Below are 24,360 nucleotides of genomic sequence, written 5' to 3' on the forward strand. Positions count from 1 at the left end.
AGGAAAAAATGCGACTTTTTCTCATTGATTGAAAAACTTCGCCCGAGTTCAAACTAGAATGAATGCCATTAAGTAATAGGTAAAGACGAAAGTTATCGCCGCCTTAAATTTCAAATTTAATACTCCACCTTATTGACTTGTAATACAAAATCTTGACCTTGCTCTCGAGTCACGCTGCCAGAAACATAAGCTGGAAAGTAGTTACCTTTGTTGTCGGGAACACCAACCTTGGCATTGTTGAAAGTACAGTTGACTGGTGTTTTTTCTGTGATTGGAGAGGCTGATATACAGTTTCTGACCAATTCTCTTTTGTTATTAATCACACCATCAGTAGGCTCGCTACAGTATCGAGTGTCTATATTCGCAACCTGTATATCTGCGATGGATTTAGGCGAGCTCTCCGTAATTTTTACTGAGGTAGGTAAAGCTACTGTACATTGAAGGGGAAGTTCCGCTAAGTACATGGCTTCTGAACTTGAAGGTCTAAAATCTTGGTAACTACTGCCACTTCCAATAGCAACGACAGAATAGAGCTCTACCTTGTTTATGGTGGTATTCACGAATTCTGGTTTGCTCTCCTCGACCCATTTTTGATATGACTCGACTGGTGGGAGATCGTATTGAACTCGAAGGGTGGGTTTAAAATAAAACTGCTCGCCCGTAGCTAAGTTACCTTGCGACTCTCCTTCCCAAATATGGTAGGCATAACCGCTTAATGCATCCAGGGTTTGCTGACATTGGGCTGAACTAGAGGTTAATGTCGTATCCACCGATCCGCTGAAGGAGCTAGGGTGAACTCTAGAAAGGATTCTTGATTGCTGATCTTGTGTTCCCCAATAAGAACTGACCAATTCGGTGTTGCTATAACCTCTATTTAAGTGAATTTCGCCACAATTGCTTTTGGCTGTGGGGTGAGTGGAAGAGTTGGTATCCCCGCTTCCACCACCACAACCGACTAACACAATACTTGAGAAAGATGCCGCTATAACCGCCTTATTCACTCTATACCCTTAATTTGTTGAATATAAAAATTAAGGGGACAATATCAACCATAAGAGCTTAATGGCATATAAATGAGAATGATTACACTTTGTTGCTTTTAAAAATCACACCATTCTCAAGTTAGCTGCATGTAGGCTGAAGGCTGAGAGTATCTTCTGCAACATCTTCAATCAGTTGCTCTAACAGTTCGGTGTTATCGATCATGTGTCCTGTAATGATGAGATGTGCATGCTTAGCTGAATTCGCAAGCCCATACTTGCGCCATACGGCTTCTGTAGGTGTTGGGAATACCACAATAACAGAGTTTGGGTTACACCAAGCCGCAACGCCTTTGTTCTGAAGTTTTTCTACGGCGTATTCGGCCAACCTAAGGCAGCGTTTAACGCGCAATTCTTTTTCCTGTTCAGTACTACTTTTGATGGCATGCCACATCATTAATGGTGTTAATCCATTACGGGATCCTGTAATGGTTTTGTCGATAGCGACAATGTAATCCACGGCAACGCTGATATTGTCTACGTAGGATTTCTTGGTGAGTACAATGCCACAAGGAATAGGAGCCCCAATCATTTTATGACCAGAAACAGAAATGGAGTCGATGCCATCAGAGAAGCAGTATTGCTGTGGGGTGTCGACAAAAGGTAGGATCATGCCATGAAAAGCCGCGTCAGCATGAAGGTAGTATTCGTCCCTTTGGAAGCCTGCATTCGATAAGATGCGCTTAATTTTGCTGAGGTCATCCGTAGCGCCGTACAGGGTTGTGCCAATATTAGCGAATATTATTGGGTTGGCTTTTCCATTCGAAGCAATGTGTTTTTCAAGATCGCTGTAATCCATTTCGCCATTTGGAAGGCTTTTTACGACTCGGTGTTCAATTCTTAATAGGCGAACGATTTTTGCGACAGAGTAGTGCGTATCTTCCGAGAAATACAAGATGCCGTTGGGGAACATTTCGCGCGCTAGATAGCACCCATACATATTGCCTTCCGTACCACCATTGGTCACGTATCCCCAAGACTCATCAAAGGGCAATTGAAACTTATCTGCAAAATACGCCATCACTTCTTTTTCGAAGTAAAAAGAATTCAATCGGTAGTTTGATGTTTCAGCCCAATCTCCACAGTTATTAAATGAAAACTGCCAGAATTCATCGAGATCTTTGTAATTAAAGTCTGCTGCAACAGGGTAGCCAATATTGTTGTATTGGTGTGTTTTGCAGTATTCAAAGAATTCTTGAAGCGTTTGCTGGTCCTGAGGAGATAATGCCATTTATATACATCCATTTACATATGTGCGTGCGTCTAGTAAAGATGCTAGCAATTGATGTAAGAGTGAACAATAAATGTAACTTGATTGACATATCTCTATTTGAGTTGGCTGTGTAAAGTTATTTTTACGGCGTTTAAGCCGGACGCCTGGCATCCGGCTTAGTATTGATTCTTCAATGTTATTTGCACTTAATTATGCTCGCTTAAGGCGTGTCTTTTTAGATAGCGCTGCGCGTTTTCTCGCCCCATATACCTCGCCAATGTTTTTATTGGTACATTTCGAAGATCAACAAGGATTAACCCATCAAGCGCATTGTTGAATGCAGGATCGACGTTGAAGCTGACTAATTTTCCGTTGAGAGCAAGATACTGGCGCAGCAATACTGGTAGCGTCTTCCCATCATCTATTCTAGCGATCACTCTAGAGAGAAGTTGAAGATCTCCTAGGGCTGCAAGCAAACTGGGGTTCCACACACTGCTTTCATCTTTTAGAGGGTTAGTGGGTTTAACATAATGCGCGCTATCTGTATCGTAATGGTGCATTGTCATCGTTTCAGCAAGTAGCTTTCTTGCTTTGTCACTGTAATCGTTACTGATACTCACTGGACCAAAAAGGTGGGTGTATTCAGGGTTTCGCTGAATGTATGTTCCGATCCCTTTCCATAACAACAATAAAGCGCTCATACTGCGTTGGTAATCCTTGGCGATAACCGAACGCCCCATCTCAATACATTTGCCGTTTTTGCTCATTTTTTGAATGAATCGGTGTTTATACTGGAACAGGGTTCGAGAGTAGAGTGCATTGAGCCCACCGTTTTGCATTAGGTGATCAACAACCCCAAGGCGATAGGCACCTACTAAGCACTTTTTATCGTTATCCCAAACAAACAAGTGCAGATACTCCTTATCAAAGGCATCTAAATCTAGCTCTCGCCCCGTGCCTTCCCCTACCAACCGAAAATTCTCTTCTCTCATTCGACCGATTTCATGTAAAAGGGCTGGGATACGTTTTGAATGGCAACAATATACGGAGAATTGATTACTATCCAAAAGGTGCGTTTCATCTGGAAGGCTTTTCAGGTCGTTTAATAGCTCGTTTACTGGGAGCTGAGGCGCAATTGGAGTGGCATTACTATATATCTCTCCGGTTGTTGAAGGAGAGGTGTAGTGCTTAATTGAATTTGCTGGTTTCAAAAGATAAGTATTTAGGCGCAGATAATTGATCAGCTGAGAGTCACAAAGGGAGTGAACTTCTTTGTACTGAATGGCGTCGCCAATGCTGATTCCGATATTACATTGACGTTTGTTCAGTAGCTCTCGTCCTAGCATTAGCGTACGGAGCAAGGGATGAATCTTTCCAGCCATGTAGAAACGACGAGAGTTTTGACCATCAATAAAACATGGCACTGTGACAGCTTTGTTCTTTTTGATGAGAGAACTGACAGAACGACTCCACTCTTTGTCTTGTATTTGCGCTTTTGTCCGTCTTCTTTCTATCTGAGACACCTCTCCCGCAGGGAAAACGAGCAGTATCCCTTCATTAGCTAAATGCCGGTGTGCCTGGCGCAATGCTTTGAGGTTTGCTTTATGAGCTTCTCGACCTTCAAATACATCCACACCAATGAATAGCTTATCCAATTCTGGCACCGTTTTAAGATACTGGTTTGCCAAAATTTGAACATCAGATCGAATTGTCAGAAGAAGCTCTGCCAGTATTACCCCTTCGACACACCCAAGTGGATGATTAGCAACCACAACGGTTGCCCCCGATTTCGGAACTTTTTCTAATGTGCCTTGCAATAGCTGATATTCAATCCCCAATTTCTCCAATGTGAAACGAAGGAATTGCGCGGTATCACATCCTACTGGACGTTGAGCATAGAATTTGTCGAGTTGATTGAGCCCTGTTGCCCATTCTGCAACGGCTTCACCAATTCCAAATGGGGTTTTCCTTGGGATTTTGAATGGACTGCTTACTGTCATGCGAACCTCTAATCAATTTTAAAAGCGTAGGTATGGGGGAGTTCAGCCATTTACATCTCATGCGCTTTAACTACCCAATCCATTGATGAACCGACTAATTAAGGCACTTGATCGAACGAACCTTACGCCTGCACATTTATGGAGGAGACAAGGTTATGCTATGACGGAGAAGTGACAATTTGGCTTCGATTACAAGTCGGAAAAATGACAGTGTGGGTTTTATTAAGACAGCAAGATCATTTTGGATCTTCTTGCTTAGACGCGATAATCAGTAAAAGTGTGTAAAAATGTAACAATGATAAATTTTGAAACGCTAAAAAATAACTCAGTCGCAAAATGCTGAATAATTCATCGTACTTATATTTGAATATGCTAATTTAGATATGTGGCTCATGAGATAAGCCCATTTCCACACTAGTACAACATAATGATATCTCGCTTACTGCTGCTTGGATGGCGGGCATGTTAAGATTTCTTGCTCGCCAATTTACCCCTTCTTATATTTCTTCCTAGCTCTTCCATCTAGTTGCCTTTTATCTTAAATCTTCCTTAAATATTTAATTTCCATGCCTCCTTACACTTGGCACTTGTGCTTTTCATTTTTCGAAATGATGGTGTAAATAAATCTGAAATAAATTACTGATTATAAAAGTGTTTCAACGTGTTTCTGCTTATTGAAACTTGATTGTTAATTAGGTCTCATGTCTATTGATATAAATATTTTTACCGCACGATGATGTTTTTGATTTCTCATCAGTTAAGCGTCATTAGAAGTGTAAAAGCTGGCTAGGATAAGCGGATTCAGCGGAGTAATCATGGGACGATTCATCAATAGATTTAAACTTTCAAATGTCATCATTGGCGCGCTTCTTTTTATTGGGCTGATTCCAGCTTTAATTTTAGGCTTATGGTCATCTGGATTGGCAGAAGAGGCGCTAAGAGAGCGTTCATATGATCAATTGGACACGGTTCGAAGTATTAAGCAATCGCAAATAGAAAACTTCTTTAAAGAGCGCGAAGGGGATATGGATGTCCTCACTGAAGTCGCCAACACTTTGCAACTGGAAGCATTTCGAAAGCTCAGCGCGGTTAATCAATCCCAAAGGCAACAGCTTGTTGATTACTTAGAACAACTCAAATCAGGTTTATCTCTTCTTGCAGAATCAAAGATGGCTGAAGAAGCTTTACAGATGTTTTCACATGCTTCCTACGGGGATGGGATGTGGGAATTTCATGCCATTATGTTTGAAGATGAAATTGATGCGTATGTAAAGCATTTTGGTTGGTATGACGTCTTTATGATTACGCCAAATGGGCAAATCATGTACACCAGCGCCCGTGAATCGGACCTTGGACAAAATTTAGACTCTGAGATGTTAACTCACTCGGGTTTAGCAAAGGCATATCGCCAAGCGGTAGATAAGAACATCGATGAAGGGCAAGTTGTGGTCGGTGATTTTACCCTCTACGAGCCTTCTAATAATGAACCAGCTGGCTTCTTTCTTTCCGCCGTCAAAGACATATCCGGCAATGTGGCTGGGTATGTAGCGCTTCAATTCCCCATTAATAAGATTAACCACATTGTTAGCCAATCACAGGGAATGGGGAGTACTGGGGAAACCTATTTAGTGGGGCCTGATAAGCTCATGCGTTCTGACTCCAAGCTCGATCCTACAGGGCATTCTGTTGTAGCGTCTTTCAAAAACAACACTCAGGTAAATACCGATGCTGTAGAGATGGGGCTAAAAGGTCAAAGCGGACAAGGCATTTTCAAAGATTATAACGGCAACTTGGTATTATCTGTTTGGGACATCATCAATGTTTCAGATGAGCTGAGTTGGGTTATGGTGACTGAAAAAGATGTTGCCGAATCATTTGTGCCTAAAAACAATAGCGGCATAGATTTTTATAGTCAGTACATAGAAAAGTATGGCTACTATGATCTCTTCTTAATCGAGCCAAACGGTGAGGTTTTTTATACCGTAGCAAAAGAGTCGGACTACCAATCCAACATTCTGACTGGCGAGTATTCCGGTTCAAATTTAGGTGAACTCACCCGAAAAGTGTTGGATAACCAGCAATATCACATCGCGGACTTCGAACCTTACGCGCCATCTAATGGCGACCCTGCTGCGTTTATTGGTCAGCCAGTTTTGGATAACCAAGGCAATACTGTAATGGTGGTTGCACTTCAGTTATCGATAGATGCGATCAATAACGTCATGCAGCTAAGAACAGGAATGGGGGAGACCGGAGAGTCTTACTTAGTTGGACAAGACTTTCGCATGCGATCCGACTCGTTTTTAGATCCAGAAGGTAGGACAGTAAGCGCCTCATTTGCAGGGAACGTGAAAAACAATGGTGTTAAAACAGAAGCCACCATGGAAGCGTTTCAAGGCAAGTCCGGAGATAAAATCATCGAAGACTACAATGGCAACCGCGTCCTTTCCTCCTATTCGTCTTTAGATATTGGTGATTTTACTTGGGCATTAGTGGCCGAAGTCGATGAGTCGGAAGCTTTTTCGGCGGTGAATACCATTCGTACGAGCATCTGGAGTCTACTGGCTATCACCGTGGTACTTACTGTTGGCTTTGCTATTTACCTCGCGAATACCATTAAGCGACCTCTTGGCGGCGAACCTAAAGAAATGATTCAATTAGCTCGGCAAATTGCTAATGGTGATTTAACGCATCATTTTGATCAGAAAGCCTCTTCCGAAACGCTGTATGGCGCATTACGCGATATGTCCGAAAAGCTGACGGCGCTCATTGCTCATATTCAGCAGGCTTCGAATTCATTGGCGTCGTCGGCGGAAGAAACATCCGTTGCGTCAGAGCAAACGACGACTGCGGTAAGCCATCAACATCAGGATACTGAAATGGTCGCGACGGCTATCAATCAAATGTCGAGCACGATAGCGGACGTTTCCAGAAGCACTGCCGGTGCTGCGAGTGCAGCTCAAGATGCCCACACCAAGAGTAATTCAGGTCAGAAGGTTTTAACCGATAGCGAAGCAGCCTTGAGCCAGCTGGTTGAAGATGTGAAATCCACGAATGAAAACATGCTCGAGCTCAAGAGTAAGAGTGGAGAAATTGGCCATGTGCTTACAGTGATTCAAGAAATTGCAGAGCAAACCAATCTCCTTGCATTGAATGCGGCCATTGAGGCAGCTCGTGCTGGTGAAGCCGGAAGAGGGTTTGCCGTCGTTGCAGATGAAGTTAGAACCCTTGCTCAGCGCACGCAAACCTCCGCTTCTGATATTCAAACTATGATCACCGCCGTTCAAAAAGCCGCTGACTCAGCGACAAGTAATATGGCGAAAAGTGAAGAACAAGCCAATATCACGGCTGAGTTTTCCGAACGTACCAAGCAAGCGTTTATTGAGATAACAGAGTCTATAGAGCAAATAGACTACATGATGACGCAAGTTTCAGCCGCGTCGGAGCAACAATCTCAAGTAACGGAAGAGGTGAATCAGAGTGTTTTACGCATCAGTGAGGCGTCTATGCAAACTGCCGCCAGTGCCGAACAGCTATCTGGTGCCAGCCAAGAAGTTGCCCAATCCGCTGAAAACCTGAGTGAATACACGCATCAGTTTAAGGTTTAGGTGCGATCAGTGGCTTAAAATTTTATTAATAAACAGTGATAAGCGTGGTTTTTTACAAAAGAACAAATTCCTGTTTTATCAATTATTGGTAAGTTCTAACTTGGACAAAAAGACACATGGATAACAACGTGAAAATGAAAAATGCAGTTTTGGTTTTAGGGATAGTAAGCGCATTTAATGCTACCGCCTCTTCTGAACAGCCAGTGAGAACCCCTGCTTCGCCGGAAAGAATTATCGGTGGTAGCAAATCCACTGAAGGTGAATGGCCGTTTATGGCGGCTTTAGTAACTAAAGGAAAAGATGCTTTTTTAGGGCAATCCTGTGGAGGAAGTTTTCTCGGTGATCGGTATGTTTTAACGGCTGCTCACTGTGTTGATGGGGTAAACCCTGAAGAGTTGGATGTCATCGTTGGAATTCATGATCTTAAAAAGGCGAGTACTCAGGGAACTAGGGTTGGCATTCAAAGTATCTATTCACACGAGCTTTACAGCAACCAAACACTGAATTATGACGTTGCGGTTATTGAGCTCGACCAAGCGATTAACTCCGATAAAGTCTTACTCGCTGCTAATAACCAAGAGCCTTCTAATGGAGAAAACGTCACGGTTATTGGTTGGGGTAATCAGCAACCTAACAGTGATCTGAAAGGTATTTTCCCTTCCGAACTGTATGATGTGGATTTGCCGATTGTTTCCCGTTCTACATGCAAAGCATCGGGTGGGTTATACAACAACATTAATCAAGCTGCTATATGTGCGGGCTTCTCCTATGGCGGAAAAGATGCTTGCCAAGGTGACAGTGGTGGCCCATTAGTTCAAGACCTCAATGGAACACCGACTCAAGTGGGCGTAGTCAGTTGGGGTGAAGGTTGTGCTCAAGCAGGAAAGTATGGGGTCTACGCAAACGTTGCTTACTTAAATAGTTGGATCAACGATCAAATGAATGGTGTCAGCTACCGCCAGAATGTGTACTTTGGCTTTAATCAAGCTGGAAACAAGCTGTCTAAAACGGTGACGATTAAAAATAATGAATTGACCCCTTTTCGTGTATCCAGTGTCTCCTCTTCTGATACGAGTCAGATGAGAATCATCGAGAACCAATGTGAGACAGCCGGCGATCTCCAGCAAGGTGAAAGCTGTAATGTTAGCGTTGAAGTGACGGTTCCTTTAGGTAAAGGGGAATCTGAAATTATTGCAAGTACCACCCATGCTGATAAAAGCGAGTTGAAAACTAAATTACACACATATGGTTTAGTTGCCGCAAGCAGTGACGTGAAAAATGTTGCTGGGTTAGGAAGCGCTGTTTATGCGAACGCCTCACCGTGGGAAGTATATTCCACTGATACGTTAAAAGCAGGTAGCACACCACGAGGGCAGAGCTCTTTGCTGCGAATCGAAAATATAGAGAAAGGTGAGCTTACGTTTGACGCTAGAATATGGGCTCAACAAAACTCAGGCTATTTTAAAATGTACGTGAATGGACGATTGGTGTTTGAGTACACTGGACATGAAACGGATTATTACTCCTACCGTGCGACCCTGAGTCAAGATAATAATGATGTTATGTTTGTTTATGAAAGAGGAGCCATCGGTTACTCTTCAGACTACGATACTGTGTACATCCAAAATATTAAATTGAGTACGCCTAATTCAGGATCTTCAGGTGGTAGCCTTTCGTTTTGCTGGCTCTTATTGCTATTGCCTTTCGCTATATTCAGAAATAGGAGAACACACCAGTGAAAATAGTAAAGATGCTCGTTGCCACAATGGCTTTTACTGGGCTTGCAGGCTGCGCGATTGAGACCGCTCCAAATGTGTCCGTAAATACTGTTGAAGGGACGGTTGAGCCGTTGGTTTCATCAAAGCGTTGGGAGCACTTATTGATGTTCGTCGCTCAATCAACAGGGTGTACAGATGACAAAAGCTTTGAACTTCAAATTGACAAAGTGGAAGCGGGTAAAGTCAGTGTCAGTGTTATCCGAACAAAGCCAGACTATTGTAGAAGAGCACCAATGTACGAGGAATTCCAGCTTTCATTGCCTCCTCAATTGAAGGACGTAGAAGTCAAGGTATTGAACCGAGAGGCGGTTACTTCCGTGAAGTAATAGTCTGTATTATGTATGACTAATTGATTGCCTATGAAGCCATGCAGACGTATGGCTTTTGTTTTATCCAAGCAGCAAACTATATGGGCAATCTTTTGCTAGATCGTACAGAGAGCTAATTGATGAGGTGTTTTAGCATTGCTCTAGATTGCTCTCAAGACTCAATACCTCTGAAAGTTTCAGTGAAGCAAGATTCTAAAGGATGTCTTTCGGAGAACAGAAGCTAGAAAAGCAAAAAGCCTGAGAAGTGAAATCACTCTCAGGCTTTTCTTTATATGGTGGCCCCTCGCAGACTTGAACTGCGGACCAATCGATTATGAGTCGACTGCTCTAACCACTGAGCTAAGGGGCCAGTAGGTGGATGATTATAGGGGAAGCCTAAGGGTGTGTCTAGATAGTGAGGGGGTAATTTATGTCTAGTTTTTGCGCACTTAGAACACTAGAAACAAAAAAGGTGAGCAAGTGCTCACCTTTTATACATATTTGAGTTTTTATTACTCGTCCAAGAAGCTGCGAAGTGTTTCCGAGCGGCTTGGGTGACGAAGCTTGCGAAGTGCTTTTGCTTCAATCTGACGAATACGTTCACGTGTTACGTCAAACTGTTTGCCCACTTCTTCAAGGGTATGGTCGGTATTCATATCAATACCAAAACGCATACGAAGTACTTTTGCTTCACGAGGCGTTAACCCTGCTAGTACATCTTTTGTTGCTACACGCAAACTTGTTGATGTAGCAGAATCGAGCGGTAGCTCAAGGGTTGTATCCTCGATAAAGTCACCAAGATGCGAATCTTCATCATCACCGATAGGCGTTTCCATCGAGATTGGCTCTTTAGCGATCTTAAGTACTTTACGTATCTTATCTTCAGGCATTTGCATGCGCTCTGCCAATTCTTCAGGAAGAGGTTCACGACCCATTTCCTGTAGCATTTGACGAGAGATACGATTCAACTTGTTGATCGTTTCAATCATGTGAACAGGGATACGGATTGTACGTGCCTGGTCAGCGATTGAACGTGTAATTGCCTGACGAATCCACCATGTAGCGTAAGTAGAGAACTTATAACCACGGCGATATTCGAATTTATCTACCGCTTTCATCAGACCGATATTACCTTCTTGAATCAAATCCAAGAACTGTAAACCACGGTTGGTGTATTTCTTCGCGATAGAAATAACAAGACGCAAGTTTGCTTCAACCATCTCTTTTTTCGCACGGCGAGCTTTCGCTTCACCAATAGACATGCGACGGCTGATGTCTTTAATGCTTTGAACCGGAAGAGATGTTTCTTCTTCAATGGTTTTTAGCTTCAAAATACTGCGGCGAATTTCTTCTTCGTTGCGTTTAATCTTCGCTGCGTAGGGTTTGTCTGAAGACAATACTTCATCCAACCACGCCTCTGAAGATTCATTACCTGTGAACAGAGCAACAAAAGATTTCTTTGGCATGTCACCGTATTCAACACACGAACGCATAATCAAGCGCTCTTGCGTGCGTACGCGATCCATAGAGGTGCGAAGCTCATTTACAAGGTAATCAAACTGTTTTGGAATCAAACGGAACTGACGGAAAATATCGAGTAGCTCAGTCGCAGTTTCACCCGCTAGAGCAACATCGCGACCTTGTTCGTTGATTTCAAGTTGAAGGTTTTGGTAAGCGTTGCGTAGCTCAGAGAATTTCTCTGCGGCTAGCTCCGGGTCAATACCTGTATCTTCTTCTTCATCATCGTCGTCGTCAGAATCAGCTTCGTCTTTGTCTTCGTCTTCCAGATCTTTTTCTGCAAGCTCTGAACCGATGTGCGTTGCAGTCGGTGCTGCAGTTTCTTCGTCGTTAGGATCAACAAAACCAGAAATGATGTCGGTTAGGCGCAGTTCTTCGGCTTGAACTTTGTCAAATTGTTCAAGTACATAAGAAATCGTGCCTGGGTATTCTGCAACTGAACACTGAACTTGGTTAATACCATCTTCAATGCGTTTTGCAATATCGATCTCGCCTTCACGAGTCAATAGTTCTACAGTACCCATTTCACGCATATACATACGGACAGGGTCTGTGGTGCGACCAATTTCACTTTCTACGCTAGAAAGTGCTGCAGCTGCAGCTTCAGCCGCATCTTCATCGGTGATGTTCGTGTCATCGTTCAGTGCTAGATCATCAGCATCAGGAGCAGTTTCAACTACTTTGATACCCATATCGTTGATCATCTGAATGATGTCTTCTACCTGTTCAGAATCGACAATCTCTTGAGGTAGGTGGTCATTTACTTCGGCGTAGGTCAGATAGCCTTTTTCCTTGCCTTTAATAACAAGTATTTTTAGCTGTGACTGCGGATTTTGATCCATAGACGATATCCAACTTCAGGTCTGGTGATGAGTTTAGTTTTGCGAAATGCAAACCGCCAATTTTATCAAAAAAAATAGCTGATGACTATGATAACTTAGCACATAATTTCACCGCTACATGGTGGTTATCTATGCCTTTAAGTCCAGCATTAGAGCGACGAGCTCTCTTTTTTCGTCGGGTGTTAGGCCGACACTTCTATCTTTCGCTTGTAGCGATTCAATTTGTTTTTCAACACACTGGGCAATAATGTTATCCAGTGAGTCGAGGAAAATGTCTTCCTGATTATCGTCTTCGAGTGGTACTTCCCAACCTGCGAGTCGTGATAACAGTGATCCGTTTTTCTCGTTACGCCAATGCTCAAGTAGCTGGCCAGTGTTGATATTGGGATGAGAGCGGCATTTATCAAGTACTTCCTCAAATAAACTTAACCCCGGCAAGTTAATATGCCGCACGCTGGTCAAATCTGGTACTAACTCCACGTAATGTGGGTTCTGTAGAAGTAAGGCAATGACTTCTCGCATTGGAGTACGTTTGATTTCTTTATGCGGGGCAGGGGGCTTTCCATCCTGTTTGGGTAAGGATGGTTTTTTGTAAATTCCCGTTTTTTGTCCCAACAGCTTTAATAGCTGATCTTGCATAGAGGTATCAGGCACTTTGTGTATTAAAGGCAGTGCCAACGCTTCTAATGCAGCTTTACCTTCGTTGTTGCCGACATCTACTTGCGAAAGTAAATTGCTAAAAAGGTAATTAGAGAGAGGCTCGGCATTTTTCATCTGCTCTTCAAAAGCTTCTTTACCGTGTGCTCTAATGTAGCTGTCTGGGTCTTCCCCATCAGGAAGAAAAAGAAACTTTAGAATATTACCGCTTTTTAAAAAGCTAAGCGCATTTTCTAATGCTCTCCAAGCCGCTTCTCGACCTGCTCTGTCTCCGTCGTAACAACAAACGACCGTATTGGTTTGTCGGAACAGGAGTTGCAGATGATCACCAGTGGTGGATGTACCTAGCGATGCGACGGAATAGTCGACTCCATATTGTGCCAAGGCAACCACATCCATGTAGCCTTCAACTACAAGTATTTGAGGCGGTTCTCGATAGGCTTGGAGTACCTCATACAATCCATAGAGCTCTTTACCTTTATGGAATATGGGGGTTTCTGGTGAATTGAGATACTTTGGTGTGCCATCACCAATGACTCGCCCACCAAAACCAATGACACGCCCACGCCTGTCTCTAATCGGGAACATGACACGCCCACGAAAACGGTCGTAGCGATTGCCCTTATCGTTTTCGATCAACATACCGCCGGAAACAAGCATGTCTTGATTCGTTTGAGATTGTCCGAAGTTTTTACGGACTAAATCCCACTCATCAGCGACATAACCGATCCCGAATTTCTGAACGACTTCTTTTGAAAGACCGCGGTCTTTTAAGTACTCAATGGCATGCTTGCTGCTTGATAGTTTTAATTGAGAACGATAAAACTGAGCAATGCTGCCCATCATGTCGTAAAGATTGCGCTTTTGCTCTGTATTGGCTTTTGGAGCTGAGCTGAAGCCACCTCCGCTTCGTTGCTCTCTTGGAACTTCTAATCCAAGATAGGAAGCGAGTTCTTCAATGGTTTCAACAAACTCTAAGCGTTCGTACTCCATAAGGAAGTCGATGGCATTGCCATGCGCACCACAACCAAAACAGTGATAGAACTGTTTTTCTTGGCTTACGCTAAAAGATGGGGTCTTCTCGTTATGGAAGGGGCAGCAAGCACTGTAGTTTTTGCCTTTCTTTTTCAGCTTCACTCGAGCATCGACGATGTCTACGATATCAAGCCGCGCGAGGAGGTCATCAATAAAAGAACGAGGGATCTGTCCTGCCATAAAATCCAGAATATTGAATCAAAGAAAAGAAGAGGCTTGCAGATACAAACAAGCCGTGCACTCCAGAGGATAGCACGGCTTGTTGCAATTTGATTTGGGTTTAAGCCAATTTAGAGCGAACGAGTCCGCTGACTTTACCCATATCTGCGCGCCCTTGAATTTGCGGTTTAAGAACACCCATCACTTTACCCATGTCTTGCATGCCCGCTGGTTTTGATTCAGTAATAGCAGCATCAATCAGTGCAACTACTTCTTCTTCGGTTAGCGGTTGAGGCATAAAGTCCTCTAGTACAGTGATTTCAGTTTTCTCCGCGTCTGCAAGATCTTGACGACCAGCAGATTCAAATTGAGCGACTGAATCGCGACGTTGTTTAACCATTTTGGTCAGCACTGCAAGGATATCGTCGTCTGACAGAGTAATCCGTTCATCGACTTCACGTTGCTTAATGGCTGACAGAGCTAAACGAATTGTGCCAAGGCGCGGTTTGTCCTTGGCTTTCATCGCTAATTTTTGCTCATCTTTGAGTTTATCAATTAGAGCCATAACTTAATCCTTTTGGAGCAAGTTATTAGTACAGGCGAACGCGACGTGCGTTTTCGCGAGCTAGCTTCTTAGCGTGACGCTTTTGAGCTGCTGCTTTAGCGCGTTTGCGAACTGTAGTTGGTTTCTCATAGTGCTCACGACGACGCACTTCAGAAAGAATACCTGCTTTTTCGCAAGAGCGCTTAAAACGACGTAGAGCTACGTCGAACGGTTCGTTTTCACGTACTTTAACTACTGGCATATGCCTTTCACCTCAGGGGTTATTCGTTAATGCTGGTACCTTACCAACCCGTCAGTAGTCTGAAGGGTCTTTAACCAGCTTGATCAAAAATGGTGCGGAATTTTAATCTGATCAGTTACCCTTTGTAAAGTATTATCGCCGTCAGAACTAGTTAATTTTTTTTCGTAGCGGTAAACTTGCCGCAATTTCTAGCTAATACTGAGAACGTAATGCGCATTTTAGGTATAGAGACGTCCTGCGACGAAACAGGCATCGCCATTTACGATGACCATAAAGGGCTTTTAAGTCATAAGCTATATAGCCAAGTTAAACTTCATGCCGATTACGGCGGTGTTGTGCCAGAGCTTGCTTCTCGAGACCATGTAAAGAAAACCATTCCATTGATTAAAGAAGCACTAAAAGATGCTGGGTTAACATCAAAAGACATTGATGGCGTCGCATACACTGCCGGACCTGGTTTGGTCGGGGCTCTATTAGTGGGTGCAACGATTGGTCGCAGCGTAGCCTACGCATGGGGAGTACCAGCCGTTCCAGTGCATCATATGGAAGGTCACTTACTGGCTCCAATGCTGGAAGATAATCCCCCTCCATTTCCTTTTGTTGCTTTGCTGGTTTCTGGCGGACACACCATGATGGTGGAAGTAAAAAGCATTGGTGAGTACCAAATTCTGGGTGAATCGATTGATGACGCTGCGGGTGAAGCGTTTGATAAAACCGCCAAATTAATGGGGCTAGATTACCCTGGTGGTCCATTGCTTTCTCGTTTGGCGGAAAACGGAACTCCGGGGCGATTTAAATTCCCGCGTCCGATGACTGATCGCCCTGGGTTGGATATGAGTTTCTCCGGCCTTAAAACATTCGCGGCTAATACCATAGCGGCGAACGATAACGATGATCAAACCCGCGCTGATATCGCTTATGCGTTTCAAGAAGCGGTATGTGCAACCTTAGTGATTAAGTGCAAGCGAGCACTAGAACAAACGGGCATGAAGCGCATTGTTATAGCGGGGGGAGTAAGTGCAAACAAACAACTACGAGCCGATCTCGAAACGTTAGCTAATAAAATTGGTGGGGAAGTGTATTACCCACGTACCGAATTTTGTACCGATAACGGCGCCATGATTGCTTATGCCGGTATGCAGCGTCTTAAGAATGATGAGGTGGCGGACTTATCAGTTTCAGCCAAGCCTCGTTGGCCAATTGATCAGCTAGATCCGATTCATTCATAATTACTAGGGTCTATAGACGCTAAGTGATTCACATATAGCGACCAGCTAATAACTGGTCGTTTCTGTAAGTTCCCAAGCTGCATTTAACCGGTGTGACTTGGGTATGCATTTTCTAAAGGATTCCTATGCCTACTTTCACCCGTCATGGTCAAACCATGCATTATCAAGACGTGGGTCAAGGCCCGGTTTTACTGTTTGGACACAGTTACCTGTGGGACAGCAATATGTGGGCACCTCAAATCGAGGTGTTGAGTCAGCAATATCGCTGTATCGTGCCGGACTTATGGGCGCACGGTAAATCCGAAGCTTTGCCGCAGCAAACCTCCACGCTTCAAGACTACGCGTCAGATGTTTTGTCACTAATGGATAGCTTGGAGATTGAAGAGTTCAGTCTTATTGGTCTGTCTGTCGGCGGAATGTGGGGAACTGAAGTTGTCACATTAGCCCCATCACGAGTAAAGGCTTTTGTGATTATGGACTCATTTGTTGGTCTGGAGCCGGAAATTACACACGCCAAATATTTCGGAATGCTGGATGGTATCGCGCTCGCCCAATCGATACCTGAACCTATCTTGGACGCAATTGTACCTTTGTTTTTCGCCAAAGATACGGAAGTTGAGAACCCAGAGTTGGTCGCTAATTTCCGTCAGTCACTTTCTCGATTACAAGGTGAGGCGGCTGTTGATGTTACTCAAGTAGGACGAGTTGTATTTGGACGTCGTGATCAGTTTGAAGATATTGAAAAGTTTGCTTTACCTACACTCATTATGGTGGGCGATCAAGATAAGCCAAGACCTGTTTTCGAATCGTATTTGATGCAAGATGCTATTACAGGTAGTGAATTAACGGTTATCCCTAATGCCGGTCACATCAGCAATCTAGAGCAGCCAAGTTTCGTTAATGAAAAACTGATTAGCTTCTTAAATAGAGTCTACGGTTAAAATTGAGTGCACGGTTAAGCTTTAGAAGAGGAGGTGCGGTCGCCAACCTTTGGTTCCGTACCTTCATATAAACGCTTAATGTTTTGATGATGCCGTAAAATGATTAGGCAACACAGCATAGAGACAGGAAGCGTGTATTCCGGCCTAAACCACCATGTATAGAGCGGCGCAATGAGCGTAGTGAGAATAGATGCAACAGAAGAATAGCGAGTAAAAAAGACAACCGTTACCCACGTTGCCATTAACATTCCCATTAAACCCAGCCCCATGGGTGCCATGGAGCCCAGTGCTGTCGCCACGCCTTTTCCGCCCCTGAAATGAAAAAACAGCGGATACATATGACCTAAGCAAGCGGCAATGGCCACTATGCCTAAAATGACATCTTCTACCCCAAGGTACCAACTTAGCCAAACAGGAACGGTGCCTTTGAGCATATCGATCAGTAATACTGATACCGCAGCAAATTTAGAACCACTTCTGAGTACATTGGTCGCCCCCGGGTTATGAGAACCTGTTGTTCGAGGATCTGGGATTCGGAACAAGCGGCAAATTAAAACGGCACTAGAGATCGAACCTAACAAATAGGCGGAGATGATCATGATGAGTGCAGTGGGTGTCATGCTTGTCCTTAATTCACCAAAAGTAATGCTGATTAGGTTAGGAAAATCGAGTATATTCTACGGGTTTTTACCTCAAATGGGTATCCGACCTGTAAACGATAAAGGAAGAATAATGGCTTTAGACAAAGTATTCATCGAACAATTGGAAGTGATTACCACTATTGGGGTTTACGACTGGGAACAAGAAATAAAACAAAAATTGGTTCTAGATATTGAAATGGCGCACGATAATCAGCCAGCAGGAAAGAGTGACGATGTCGCTGATGCCCTTGATTACGCTCAAGTGAGCGGAGCGGTATTAGAGCATATCGAAAAAGGTCGCTTTTTGTTAGTAGAACGTGTGGCTGAAGAAGTGGCTGGGTTAATTATGTCCCAATTCTCAGTGCCTTGGGTGAAAATTCGCCTAGCTAAGCCTGGTGCGGTTCCTCAAGCAAAAAGCGTTGGTGTTGTGATCGAACGAGGTCAGGCATGATCGTCACCTATATAGGTGTAGGGTCAAATATTGAACGCAAAAAGCACGTTCAAGCTGCGTTGTCAGAGTTACGTAAACTGGGTGAACAAATTCGGATCTCGACTGTCTACGAATGTGCTTCGGTTGGGTTTGAGAGTCGTCCTTTTTATAACCTGGTCGTCGAGATGAAAACGCCGTTAAATCTTGACGATTTAGCGGCTAAGTTACGAGAAGCCGAAATTCGCTGGGGGCGAAACCCTGACGCAAAAAAAATGCAAGATCGTACATTAGATCTGGACATTATTTTGTATGGTGACATCGTTTCGAGTACGCCATCTTTACCACGCGAAGACATCTATAAATACGCGTTTGTTATTCAGCCTATGTATGAGCTTTGCCCTCATTTAGTGATCCCAAATGATGGCAGAACCGTAACGCAGGTTTGGCAAACAATGGATAATTTAGATTCGCTGACGCCAGTGAATCCTTTTGATAGCGATTTTAATCAATGAGTTATTTTGAAGCTTTTATGTTGGCCTTAATTCAAGGTTTAACAGAATTCCTTCCTATTTCCAGTTCTGCCCATTTAATTTTGCCTTCCGCCATTCTAGGTTGGGAAGATCAAGGCTTAGCATTTGACGTTGCCGTTCACGTGGGGACGTTACTTGCTGTTGTGATTTATTTTCGTAAAGAAGTCGTTACCCTTTTTGCTGCATTGTTTGCGTCCATTTTTAAAGGCGACAGAAGTAAAGAAGCTAAACTGGCGTGGATGATTGTTATTGCCACGATTCCGGCCTGCGTGTTTGGTTTGTTTATGAAAGACATCATTGAAATCTACTTACGTAGTGCTTGGGTCATCGCAACGACAACCATCGTCTTTGCCTTGCTGCTATGGTGGGTGGATAAAAATGCTCCGCTTAAAGATGATGAATACGCTGCCGATTGGAAGAAATCTGTCTTCATTGGTGTATCACAGGCATTAGCAATGATTCCGGGGACATCGCGCTCTGGGGCAACGATCACCGCAGCTCTGTATCTTGGTTTTACTCGTGAAGCCGCGGCACGTTTTTCATTCTTAATGTCTATTCCAATCATCACATTGGCAGGCGGTTACCTTGGTATGAAATTGGTCACCAGTGGTGAGCCTGTGCATATGGGATTCCTATTAACGGGTATTGTGACCTCGTTCATCAGCGCTTATATCTGTATTCATTTCTTTTTGAAACTGATTTCCAAGATGGGTATGACGCCATTTGTTATCTATCGTTTGATCCTTGGATTTGGACTGATAGCATTCTTGTTGTTGAACTAAAATATTTAACCTGAATTCGGGATAACAGATTGCTTTCTAATGGCTCTTTTTACTTATTACTTCGTTGAACCCCCTCCCAATAACCCGTTATTGGTTCGTGGCTTCGCCTTGTCTTAAGCAAAAATGGCTCATTAGAATTCATCTATTGGAAATCTACCTGTATTTGAAGAGATTAGCTAACCCCTTATCCCGAGTTCAGGTTATTTAGAAATAAGCCAACAAAAAGCGGTCGATAATTCGACCGCTTTTTGTTGGAAATTAGATAAGTGGTTGGGTTTATATCAATCGTTATTTTTAGCTTCTACGTTTAATATTTTTGCGATAGACGCCTGATAAGATACTTCCAACGATTCTCTGCTGTGGCAGCGAACGCCTAAATCATTGAGTACGCCATCGCCAATACCGTAAATCCAACCATGAATTTGAACTTCCTGACCACGCTCCCACGCTGAGTGCATGATGGTGGAATTGCCTAGGTTGTAGACTTGCTCGGCCACGTTAATTTCACACAGTTTGTTTGACCATTCTTCACGAGGAAGACTGCCCAACCAATTTCTGTGTTTTAGGTACAAATCTCGGATATGCAGCAACCAGTTATTGATAAGCCCTAGCTGAGGGTTTTCTATTGCCGCATTAACGCCACCACAACCATAGTGCCCACATACAATAATGTGTTTGACCTTGAGTACATCTACAGCGTATTGCACAACGGATAAGCAGTTTAGGTCGGTGTGAATCACTTGGTTGGCGACATTGCGATGAACAAACAATTCACCAGAGGCTAAACCGGTCAGTTGTTCAGCTGGAACACGGCTATCAGAGCAGCCAATCCAAAGGTATTCGGGGTGCTGGGCTTCAGCGAGATTGGTAAAAAACTCAGGCTTTTCAGACTTGATGGTTTGAGCCCAAGAAGAGTTATTGTTAAATAACTGTTTGATATCCGGCATGCGACATTTCCTTTTTATTTGCGCCACTATACACAAGCTTGACGTCTCATACCTCTTTCAAATCAATGTTCTTGATGATTTTGTGACTGGTCAGATTAGCATTTTGTTAATAATTGAAATGTTTTATTACTCTTTTTTCATATCTCGTATGCATTGATGGCAAACGTTTGCATTTGTTTTATAAATTATTCATAACCAATTTCGTCATGACATTGTGAAATGGTCGTGTGATTTGCGTCACTCAATGGTAAAATCCGCCCGCATTTCTATTCATGCAGGAGCAATATTTTGACTGGAAATCGATTCGCGGATTGGAATCTGAAGGGTGATCTATTTGGTGGCGTCACCACGGCAATTATCTCATTGCCATTGGCGCTTGCATTTGGTGTCGCATCTGGAGCTGGTGCTGAAGCTGGGCTTTGGGGGGCGATACTGGTTGGTCTGTTTGCTGCTTTATTTGGTGGCTCATCTAGCCTGATCTCGGAACCTACGGGTCCTATGACCGTTATTATGACGGCAGTATTGACCACCATGACCGCGAAATACCCAGAAAGTGGGATGGCGATGACGTTTACCGTTGTCATGATGGCGGGCGCATTTCAAATCATGCTCGGAACGCTCAAACTGGGCAAATACGTCACCCTCATGCCTTACAGTGTTATATCCGGCTTTATGTCAGGCATTGGTGTGATACTTATCATTTTGCAGCTTTCGCCATTGTTAGGTCATCCAGCTCCATCGGGTGGCGTAACCGGTACGTTGAGTGCTCTGCCTGATATGGTTTCAGGGATGAAGTTCAGTGAGCTGTTCCTTGGGATGCTGACCCTTGGTATCTTATTCTTCTTCCCTAAAAAGTATCGCCGATATGTTCCTGCTCAGCTCGTTGCTTTGGTGGCGGTAACGCTTCTTTCTGTCATCATTTTCGATTTCGATAGTATTCGTCGAATTGGTGAAATCCCTGCCGGTTTGCCTTCTTTTGTTATTCCGACCATAAATGCTGAAGTCTTTACCACCATGGTGATCGATGCGTTGGTACTGGGTACTCTTGGGTGTATTGATACTTTGTTGACCGCCGTTATTGGTGATTCATTGACTCGTAAAGAGCATGACTCCGACAAAGAGTTACGAGGTCAGGGACTTGCAAACATGATTTCTGGTCTGTTTGGTGCTTTGCCTGGTGCAGGTGCAACCATGGGAACCGTAACTAACATTCAAGTTGGCGCTCGTTCACCACTCTCTGGCGTTATACGTGCACTTGTTTTAGCGCTGGTGGTGCTGGTTGCGAGCGGATTGACTGAACCGATTCCAATGGCGGTATTGGCAGGTATCGCAGTGTATGTTGGTTTTAATATCCTAGATTGGAGTTTCATTCAGCGAGCACATAAAGTCAGTGTCCAAGGTATGGCAATTATGTACGGTGTTATGCTTCTCACCGTATTTGTTGACTTGATAGTTGCAGTAGGGCTCGGCGTATTCATTTCTAATATCATAATTATTGAAAGGCTGAGCCGCGAACAAGCGCGCCAAGTAAAGGCCATCAGTGATGCCGATGAAGATGATGTGCCACTTACCGACAGCGAGAGAAAGTTGCTTGATAGTGCGAACAGCAAGGTTTTGTTCTTCTATCTGTCTGGTCCTATGATTTTTAGTGTATCGAAGGCGATATCACGCCAGCACAGCAGTATTTCCGATTATGAAGTGATGATTTTGGATTTAACCGATGTTCCAATGATCGATGTTACGGTTGGCTTAGCGTTGGAAAATGCCATTAAAGATGCCAAAGACGCTGACTGTGAAGTGTATTTGTTATGCCCAAATGAACGTACTCGTCAGCAGCTTGAAAAGTTCCACGTTCTTGAGTTGGTGGACGATGGGAATACCTTCTCGTTCCGCTATGAGGCATTAAAATCAGCCGTGAAATACGTTCGAAAAGCGGATTTTGAATAACAGAGTTTGAAACAATAAAGAAAAGCGCAGCCAACGAGCTGCGCTTTTTATTTGAGCAATAGACTTGAAAAGTTGACACATCGTCAGCATTTCCTTTTGGTTATCTTCGAAAAGAGCGCGGCAAGCATGTACGCATTAGAAATAGAACAACTTAGAAAAACCTATGCGGGTGGGTTTGAAGCTTTAAAAGGCATCAGTTTGAATGTCGAAAAAGGCGATTTTTACGCACTTCTCGGTCCTAATGGGGCGGGGAAGTCGACAACCATTGGAATTATCACCTCTCTCGTAAACAAAAGCTCAGGGAACGTGAAAGTCTTTGAGCACGATATTGATTCACACCTAGAACTGGCAAAACAAAATTTAGGTCTAGTACCGCAAGAGTTTAACTTCAACCAGTTTGAAACGGTTGAGCAAATCGTATTGCAACAAGCGGGCTACTATGGGGTAAGCAAAGGGTTGGCCAAAGAGCGCGCGCAGAAGTACCTGACGAAACTCGATTTGTGGGAAAAACGCGAAGAGCGAGCTCGAAACCTTTCTGGAGGGATGAAGCGCCGTTTAATGATCGCAAGGGCATTGATGCATGAGCCGCAATTATTGATTTTGGATGAACCAACAGCGGGAGTCGATATTGAGTTGCGACGCTCGATGTGGGATTTCCTAAAAGAAATCAACGAGCAAGGTATTACCATTATTTTGACAACGCATTATTTAGAAGAGGCTGAAATGCTGTGTCGCAATATTGGCATTATCAATCGCGGTGAGTTGATTGAAAACACCACGATGAAAGATCTACTCAATAAGCTTCATGTTGAAACCTTTATTTTGGATTTAGAGCATGGCGCTAAAGTGCCTGAGCTTACTGGTGTTAATTCTCAGAGCTTAGTGAATGACTCCTTGGAGATTGAATTAGAAAAAACAGAAGGGTTGAATCATGTATTCACTCAACTGACAGAAAGTGGTGTTCATGTGCTCTCAATGCGCAATAAAGCCAATCGACTGGAAGAGCTGTTTGTGACCATTGTAAGAGAGCAGGGGTAAAGACATGTATCAACTGTATTGGACAGCGTTCCAAAGCCTACTTGCGAAAGAAGTGAATCGTTTCATGCGGATCTGGGTGCAAACTCTGGTTCCGCCAGCAATCACTATGACACTATATTTCATTATATTTGGTAGCCTGATTGGTTCAAGAATTGGTGAAATGGGCGGATTCTCCTATATGGAATACATTGTCCCTGGCCTTATTATGATGTCGGTGATCACTAACTCCTATTCTAATGTCGCCTCCTCCTTTTTTAGTGCGAAATTCCAGAAAAATATCGAAGAGCTGTTGGTCGCACCGGTACCCAATTATGTGATTATTGCCGGCTTTGTAATGGGAGGCGTGGTACGTGGATTATTGGTTGGCGCAATAGTTACCTTGGTTTCACTGTTTTTTGTCGATCTGCAAGTGGAGCATTGGGGCATTATTATTGCCACCGTTTTTCTCACTTCAGTTGTGTTCTCATTAGGTGGGCTCATCAACGCGGTATTTGCGGGTACATTTGATGATATCTCCATTATCCCTACATTCGTCCTAACGCCATTAACCTATTTAGGTGGTGTGTTTTATTCCATCAGCTTGCTTCCAGAATTTTGGCAGGGAGTGTCGAAAATTAACCCAATTGTTTACATGGTAAATGCATTTCGTTATGGCTTTTTAGGTGTGTCGGATGTTGGCATTGCGACTTCTTTTGGAGTTTTAGGTGTTTTCATCATTGGTTTGTACGCCGTGGCGCATTATTTGGTTGCTAAAGGGATAGGGCTGCGAAGCTAGTCTATCAATGACATTTGCTCAAGAGAGCGTGTTTTAGAGCATGATAGCTTCTAGAAGCATTAAATATAAAACGGGTCGCCTGAGCGACCCGTTTTTGTCATTTATGTAATTGAACCAGAAGACCTTAGCTTAAGAC

20 protein-coding genes and 1 tRNA gene are annotated in these 24,360 nt (G+C 43.6%); 11 read left to right on the forward strand and 10 right to left on the reverse strand.

Annotated features, from left to right (window positions below):
- Window positions 1–116: 116 nt before the first annotated feature.
- From LDO37_RS03430 to LDO37_RS03440, 3 genes are all read right to left on the reverse strand, one after another.
- A complete protein-coding gene (locus tag LDO37_RS03430; protein WP_126606755.1) occupies window positions 117–1,001 on the reverse strand; it encodes a hypothetical protein in 885 nt (294 codons plus the stop codon).
- Window positions 1,002–1,122: 121 nt separating this feature from the next.
- Window positions 1,123–2,271 carry a histidine decarboxylase gene (locus LDO37_RS03435; protein WP_126606756.1) on the reverse strand — a complete coding sequence of 383 codons (1,149 nt, stop codon included), beginning with the start codon at window positions 2,269–2,271 and terminating at the stop codon, window positions 1,123–1,125.
- Window positions 2,272–2,459: 188 nt separating this feature from the next.
- A complete protein-coding gene (locus tag LDO37_RS03440) occupies window positions 2,460–4,253 on the reverse strand; it encodes a lysophospholipid acyltransferase family protein (RefSeq protein ID WP_126606757.1) in 1,794 nt (597 codons plus the stop codon).
- A gap of 815 nt (window positions 4,254–5,068) precedes the next feature.
- Here LDO37_RS03440 and LDO37_RS03445 point away from each other — a divergent pair.
- The 3 genes from LDO37_RS03445 to LDO37_RS03455 all read left to right on the forward strand — a co-directional run bounded on the left by LDO37_RS03445 (window position 5,069) and on the right by LDO37_RS03455 (window position 9,965).
- Window positions 5,069–7,861 (forward strand): methyl-accepting chemotaxis protein, encoded by a 2,793-nt coding sequence (locus LDO37_RS03445; RefSeq protein WP_126606540.1) that lies wholly within the window; start codon window positions 5,069–5,071, stop codon window positions 7,859–7,861.
- Between the two features lie 134 nt (window positions 7,862–7,995).
- The gene (locus tag LDO37_RS03450) at window positions 7,996–9,600 is read left to right on the forward strand and encodes a trypsin-like serine protease (RefSeq protein WP_224055428.1); all 1,605 of its coding nucleotides are present in this window, start codon (window positions 7,996–7,998) and stop codon (window positions 9,598–9,600) included.
- Complete coding sequence (locus LDO37_RS03455; RefSeq protein ID WP_126606539.1) at window positions 9,597–9,965, forward strand: hypothetical protein; 369 nt, start codon at window positions 9,597–9,599, stop codon at window positions 9,963–9,965. The genes LDO37_RS03450 and LDO37_RS03455 overlap by 4 nt, the downstream gene beginning before the upstream one ends.
- Before the next feature lie 276 nt (window positions 9,966–10,241).
- On the opposite strand, the gene LDO37_RS03460 is transcribed toward LDO37_RS03455, so the two are convergent.
- The 5 genes from LDO37_RS03460 to rpsU form a co-directional block, all read right to left on the reverse strand.
- Window positions 10,242–10,317, reverse strand: a tRNA-Ile gene (locus LDO37_RS03460).
- 142 nt (window positions 10,318–10,459) lie between these two features.
- Window positions 10,460–12,307 carry an RNA polymerase sigma factor RpoD gene (rpoD, locus tag LDO37_RS03465; RefSeq protein ID WP_126606538.1) on the reverse strand — a complete coding sequence of 616 codons (1,848 nt, stop codon included), beginning with the start codon at window positions 12,305–12,307 and terminating at the stop codon, window positions 10,460–10,462.
- Between the two features lie 129 nt (window positions 12,308–12,436).
- A complete protein-coding gene (gene dnaG / locus LDO37_RS03470; protein ID WP_101113302.1) occupies window positions 12,437–14,179 on the reverse strand; it encodes a DNA primase in 1,743 nt (580 codons plus the stop codon).
- Window positions 14,180–14,279: 100 nt separating this feature from the next.
- Complete coding sequence (locus LDO37_RS03475; RefSeq protein WP_101113301.1) at window positions 14,280–14,723, reverse strand: GatB/YqeY domain-containing protein; 444 nt, start codon at window positions 14,721–14,723, stop codon at window positions 14,280–14,282.
- Between the two features lie 25 nt (window positions 14,724–14,748).
- A complete protein-coding gene (gene rpsU / locus LDO37_RS03480) occupies window positions 14,749–14,964 on the reverse strand; it encodes a 30S ribosomal protein S21 (RefSeq protein WP_001145625.1) in 216 nt (71 codons plus the stop codon).
- Between the two features lie 209 nt (window positions 14,965–15,173).
- On the opposite strand from rpsU, the gene tsaD reads away from it, so the two are divergent.
- A complete protein-coding gene (gene tsaD, locus LDO37_RS03485; RefSeq protein WP_101113300.1) occupies window positions 15,174–16,193 on the forward strand; it encodes a tRNA (adenosine(37)-N6)-threonylcarbamoyltransferase complex transferase subunit TsaD in 1,020 nt (339 codons plus the stop codon).
- A gap of 125 nt (window positions 16,194–16,318) precedes the next feature.
- Window positions 16,319–17,134 carry an alpha/beta fold hydrolase gene (locus LDO37_RS03490; RefSeq protein WP_126606537.1) on the forward strand — a complete coding sequence of 272 codons (816 nt, stop codon included), beginning with the start codon at window positions 16,319–16,321 and terminating at the stop codon, window positions 17,132–17,134.
- A 14-nt stretch (window positions 17,135–17,148) separates the two neighbouring features.
- Here the strand turns inward: LDO37_RS03490 and plsY are convergent, their stop codons facing one another.
- Complete coding sequence (plsY, locus tag LDO37_RS03495) at window positions 17,149–17,754, reverse strand: glycerol-3-phosphate 1-O-acyltransferase PlsY (protein ID WP_104399954.1); 606 nt, start codon at window positions 17,752–17,754, stop codon at window positions 17,149–17,151.
- A 112-nt stretch (window positions 17,755–17,866) separates the two neighbouring features.
- On the opposite strand from plsY, the gene folB reads away from it, so the two are divergent.
- The 3 genes from folB to LDO37_RS03510 are packed head-to-tail and all read left to right on the forward strand — an operon-like array spanning window position 17,867 to window position 19,517.
- A complete protein-coding gene (gene folB / locus LDO37_RS03500) occupies window positions 17,867–18,226 on the forward strand; it encodes a dihydroneopterin aldolase (RefSeq protein ID WP_126606541.1) in 360 nt (119 codons plus the stop codon).
- Window positions 18,223–18,717, forward strand: a complete 495-nt coding sequence (gene folK / locus LDO37_RS03505) for a 2-amino-4-hydroxy-6-hydroxymethyldihydropteridine diphosphokinase (protein ID WP_126606536.1) — start codon at window positions 18,223–18,225, stop codon at window positions 18,715–18,717. The genes folB and folK overlap by 4 nt, the downstream gene beginning before the upstream one ends.
- Window positions 18,714–19,517 (forward strand): undecaprenyl-diphosphate phosphatase, encoded by an 804-nt coding sequence (locus tag LDO37_RS03510; protein ID WP_101113295.1) that lies wholly within the window; start codon window positions 18,714–18,716, stop codon window positions 19,515–19,517. Before folK ends, LDO37_RS03510 begins: the two co-directional genes overlap by 4 nt.
- A 281-nt stretch (window positions 19,518–19,798) precedes the next feature.
- On the opposite strand, the gene can is transcribed toward LDO37_RS03510, so the two are convergent.
- Window positions 19,799–20,464 carry a carbonate dehydratase gene (gene can / locus LDO37_RS03515; protein WP_101113294.1) on the reverse strand — a complete coding sequence of 222 codons (666 nt, stop codon included), beginning with the start codon at window positions 20,462–20,464 and terminating at the stop codon, window positions 19,799–19,801.
- A gap of 288 nt (window positions 20,465–20,752) precedes the next feature.
- On the opposite strand from can, the gene LDO37_RS03520 reads away from it, so the two are divergent.
- The 3 genes from LDO37_RS03520 to LDO37_RS03530 all read left to right on the forward strand — a co-directional run bounded on the left by LDO37_RS03520 (window position 20,753) and on the right by LDO37_RS03530 (window position 24,224).
- A complete protein-coding gene (locus tag LDO37_RS03520; protein WP_126608852.1) occupies window positions 20,753–22,411 on the forward strand; it encodes a SulP family inorganic anion transporter in 1,659 nt (552 codons plus the stop codon).
- 126 nt (window positions 22,412–22,537) lie between these two features.
- The gene (locus tag LDO37_RS03525; RefSeq protein WP_126608851.1) at window positions 22,538–23,449 is read left to right on the forward strand and encodes an ABC transporter ATP-binding protein; all 912 of its coding nucleotides are present in this window, start codon (window positions 22,538–22,540) and stop codon (window positions 23,447–23,449) included.
- A gap of 4 nt (window positions 23,450–23,453) precedes the next feature.
- Window positions 23,454–24,224 carry an ABC transporter permease gene (locus tag LDO37_RS03530; RefSeq protein ID WP_101113291.1) on the forward strand — a complete coding sequence of 257 codons (771 nt, stop codon included), beginning with the start codon at window positions 23,454–23,456 and terminating at the stop codon, window positions 24,222–24,224.
- The last annotated feature ends 136 nt before the right edge of the window (window positions 24,225–24,360 follow it).

It is taken from the genome of Vibrio penaeicida (genome assembly GCF_019977755.1).
Classification (GTDB): Bacteria; Pseudomonadota; Gammaproteobacteria; order Enterobacterales; family Vibrionaceae; genus Vibrio; species Vibrio penaeicida.

Coding starts and splice junctions, on each gene's coding strand:
- LDO37_RS03435 (WP_126606756.1), bottom strand. CDS start 2,271: ATGGCATTATCTCCTCAGGACCAGCAAACGCTTCAAGAATTCTTTGAA.
- LDO37_RS03440 (WP_126606757.1), bottom strand. CDS start 4,253: ATGACAGTAAGCAGTCCATTCAAAATCCCAAGGAAAACCCCATTTGGA.
- LDO37_RS03445 (WP_126606540.1), top strand. CDS start 5,069: ATGGGACGATTCATCAATAGATTTAAACTTTCAAATGTCATCATTGGC.
- LDO37_RS03450 (WP_224055428.1), top strand. CDS start 7,996: ATGAAAAATGCAGTTTTGGTTTTAGGGATAGTAAGCGCATTTAATGCT.
- rpoD (WP_126606538.1), bottom strand. CDS start 12,307: ATGGATCAAAATCCGCAGTCACAGCTAAAAATACTTGTTATTAAAGGC.
- dnaG (WP_101113302.1), bottom strand. CDS start 14,179: ATGGCAGGACAGATCCCTCGTTCTTTTATTGATGACCTCCTCGCGCGG.
- LDO37_RS03475 (WP_101113301.1), bottom strand. CDS start 14,723: ATGGCTCTAATTGATAAACTCAAAGATGAGCAAAAATTAGCGATGAAA.
- rpsU (WP_001145625.1), bottom strand. CDS start 14,964: ATGCCAGTAGTTAAAGTACGTGAAAACGAACCGTTCGACGTAGCTCTA.
- tsaD (WP_101113300.1), top strand. CDS start 15,174: ATGCGCATTTTAGGTATAGAGACGTCCTGCGACGAAACAGGCATCGCC.
- LDO37_RS03490 (WP_126606537.1), top strand. CDS start 16,319: ATGCCTACTTTCACCCGTCATGGTCAAACCATGCATTATCAAGACGTG.
- plsY (WP_104399954.1), bottom strand. CDS start 17,754: ATGACACCCACTGCACTCATCATGATCATCTCCGCCTATTTGTTAGGT.
- folB (WP_126606541.1), top strand. CDS start 17,867: ATGGCTTTAGACAAAGTATTCATCGAACAATTGGAAGTGATTACCACT.
- folK (WP_126606536.1), top strand. CDS start 18,223: ATGATCGTCACCTATATAGGTGTAGGGTCAAATATTGAACGCAAAAAG.
- LDO37_RS03510 (WP_101113295.1), top strand. CDS start 18,714: ATGAGTTATTTTGAAGCTTTTATGTTGGCCTTAATTCAAGGTTTAACA.
- can (WP_101113294.1), bottom strand. CDS start 20,464: ATGCCGGATATCAAACAGTTATTTAACAATAACTCTTCTTGGGCTCAA.
- LDO37_RS03525 (WP_126608851.1), top strand. CDS start 22,538: ATGTACGCATTAGAAATAGAACAACTTAGAAAAACCTATGCGGGTGGG.
- LDO37_RS03530 (WP_101113291.1), top strand. CDS start 23,454: ATGTATCAACTGTATTGGACAGCGTTCCAAAGCCTACTTGCGAAAGAA.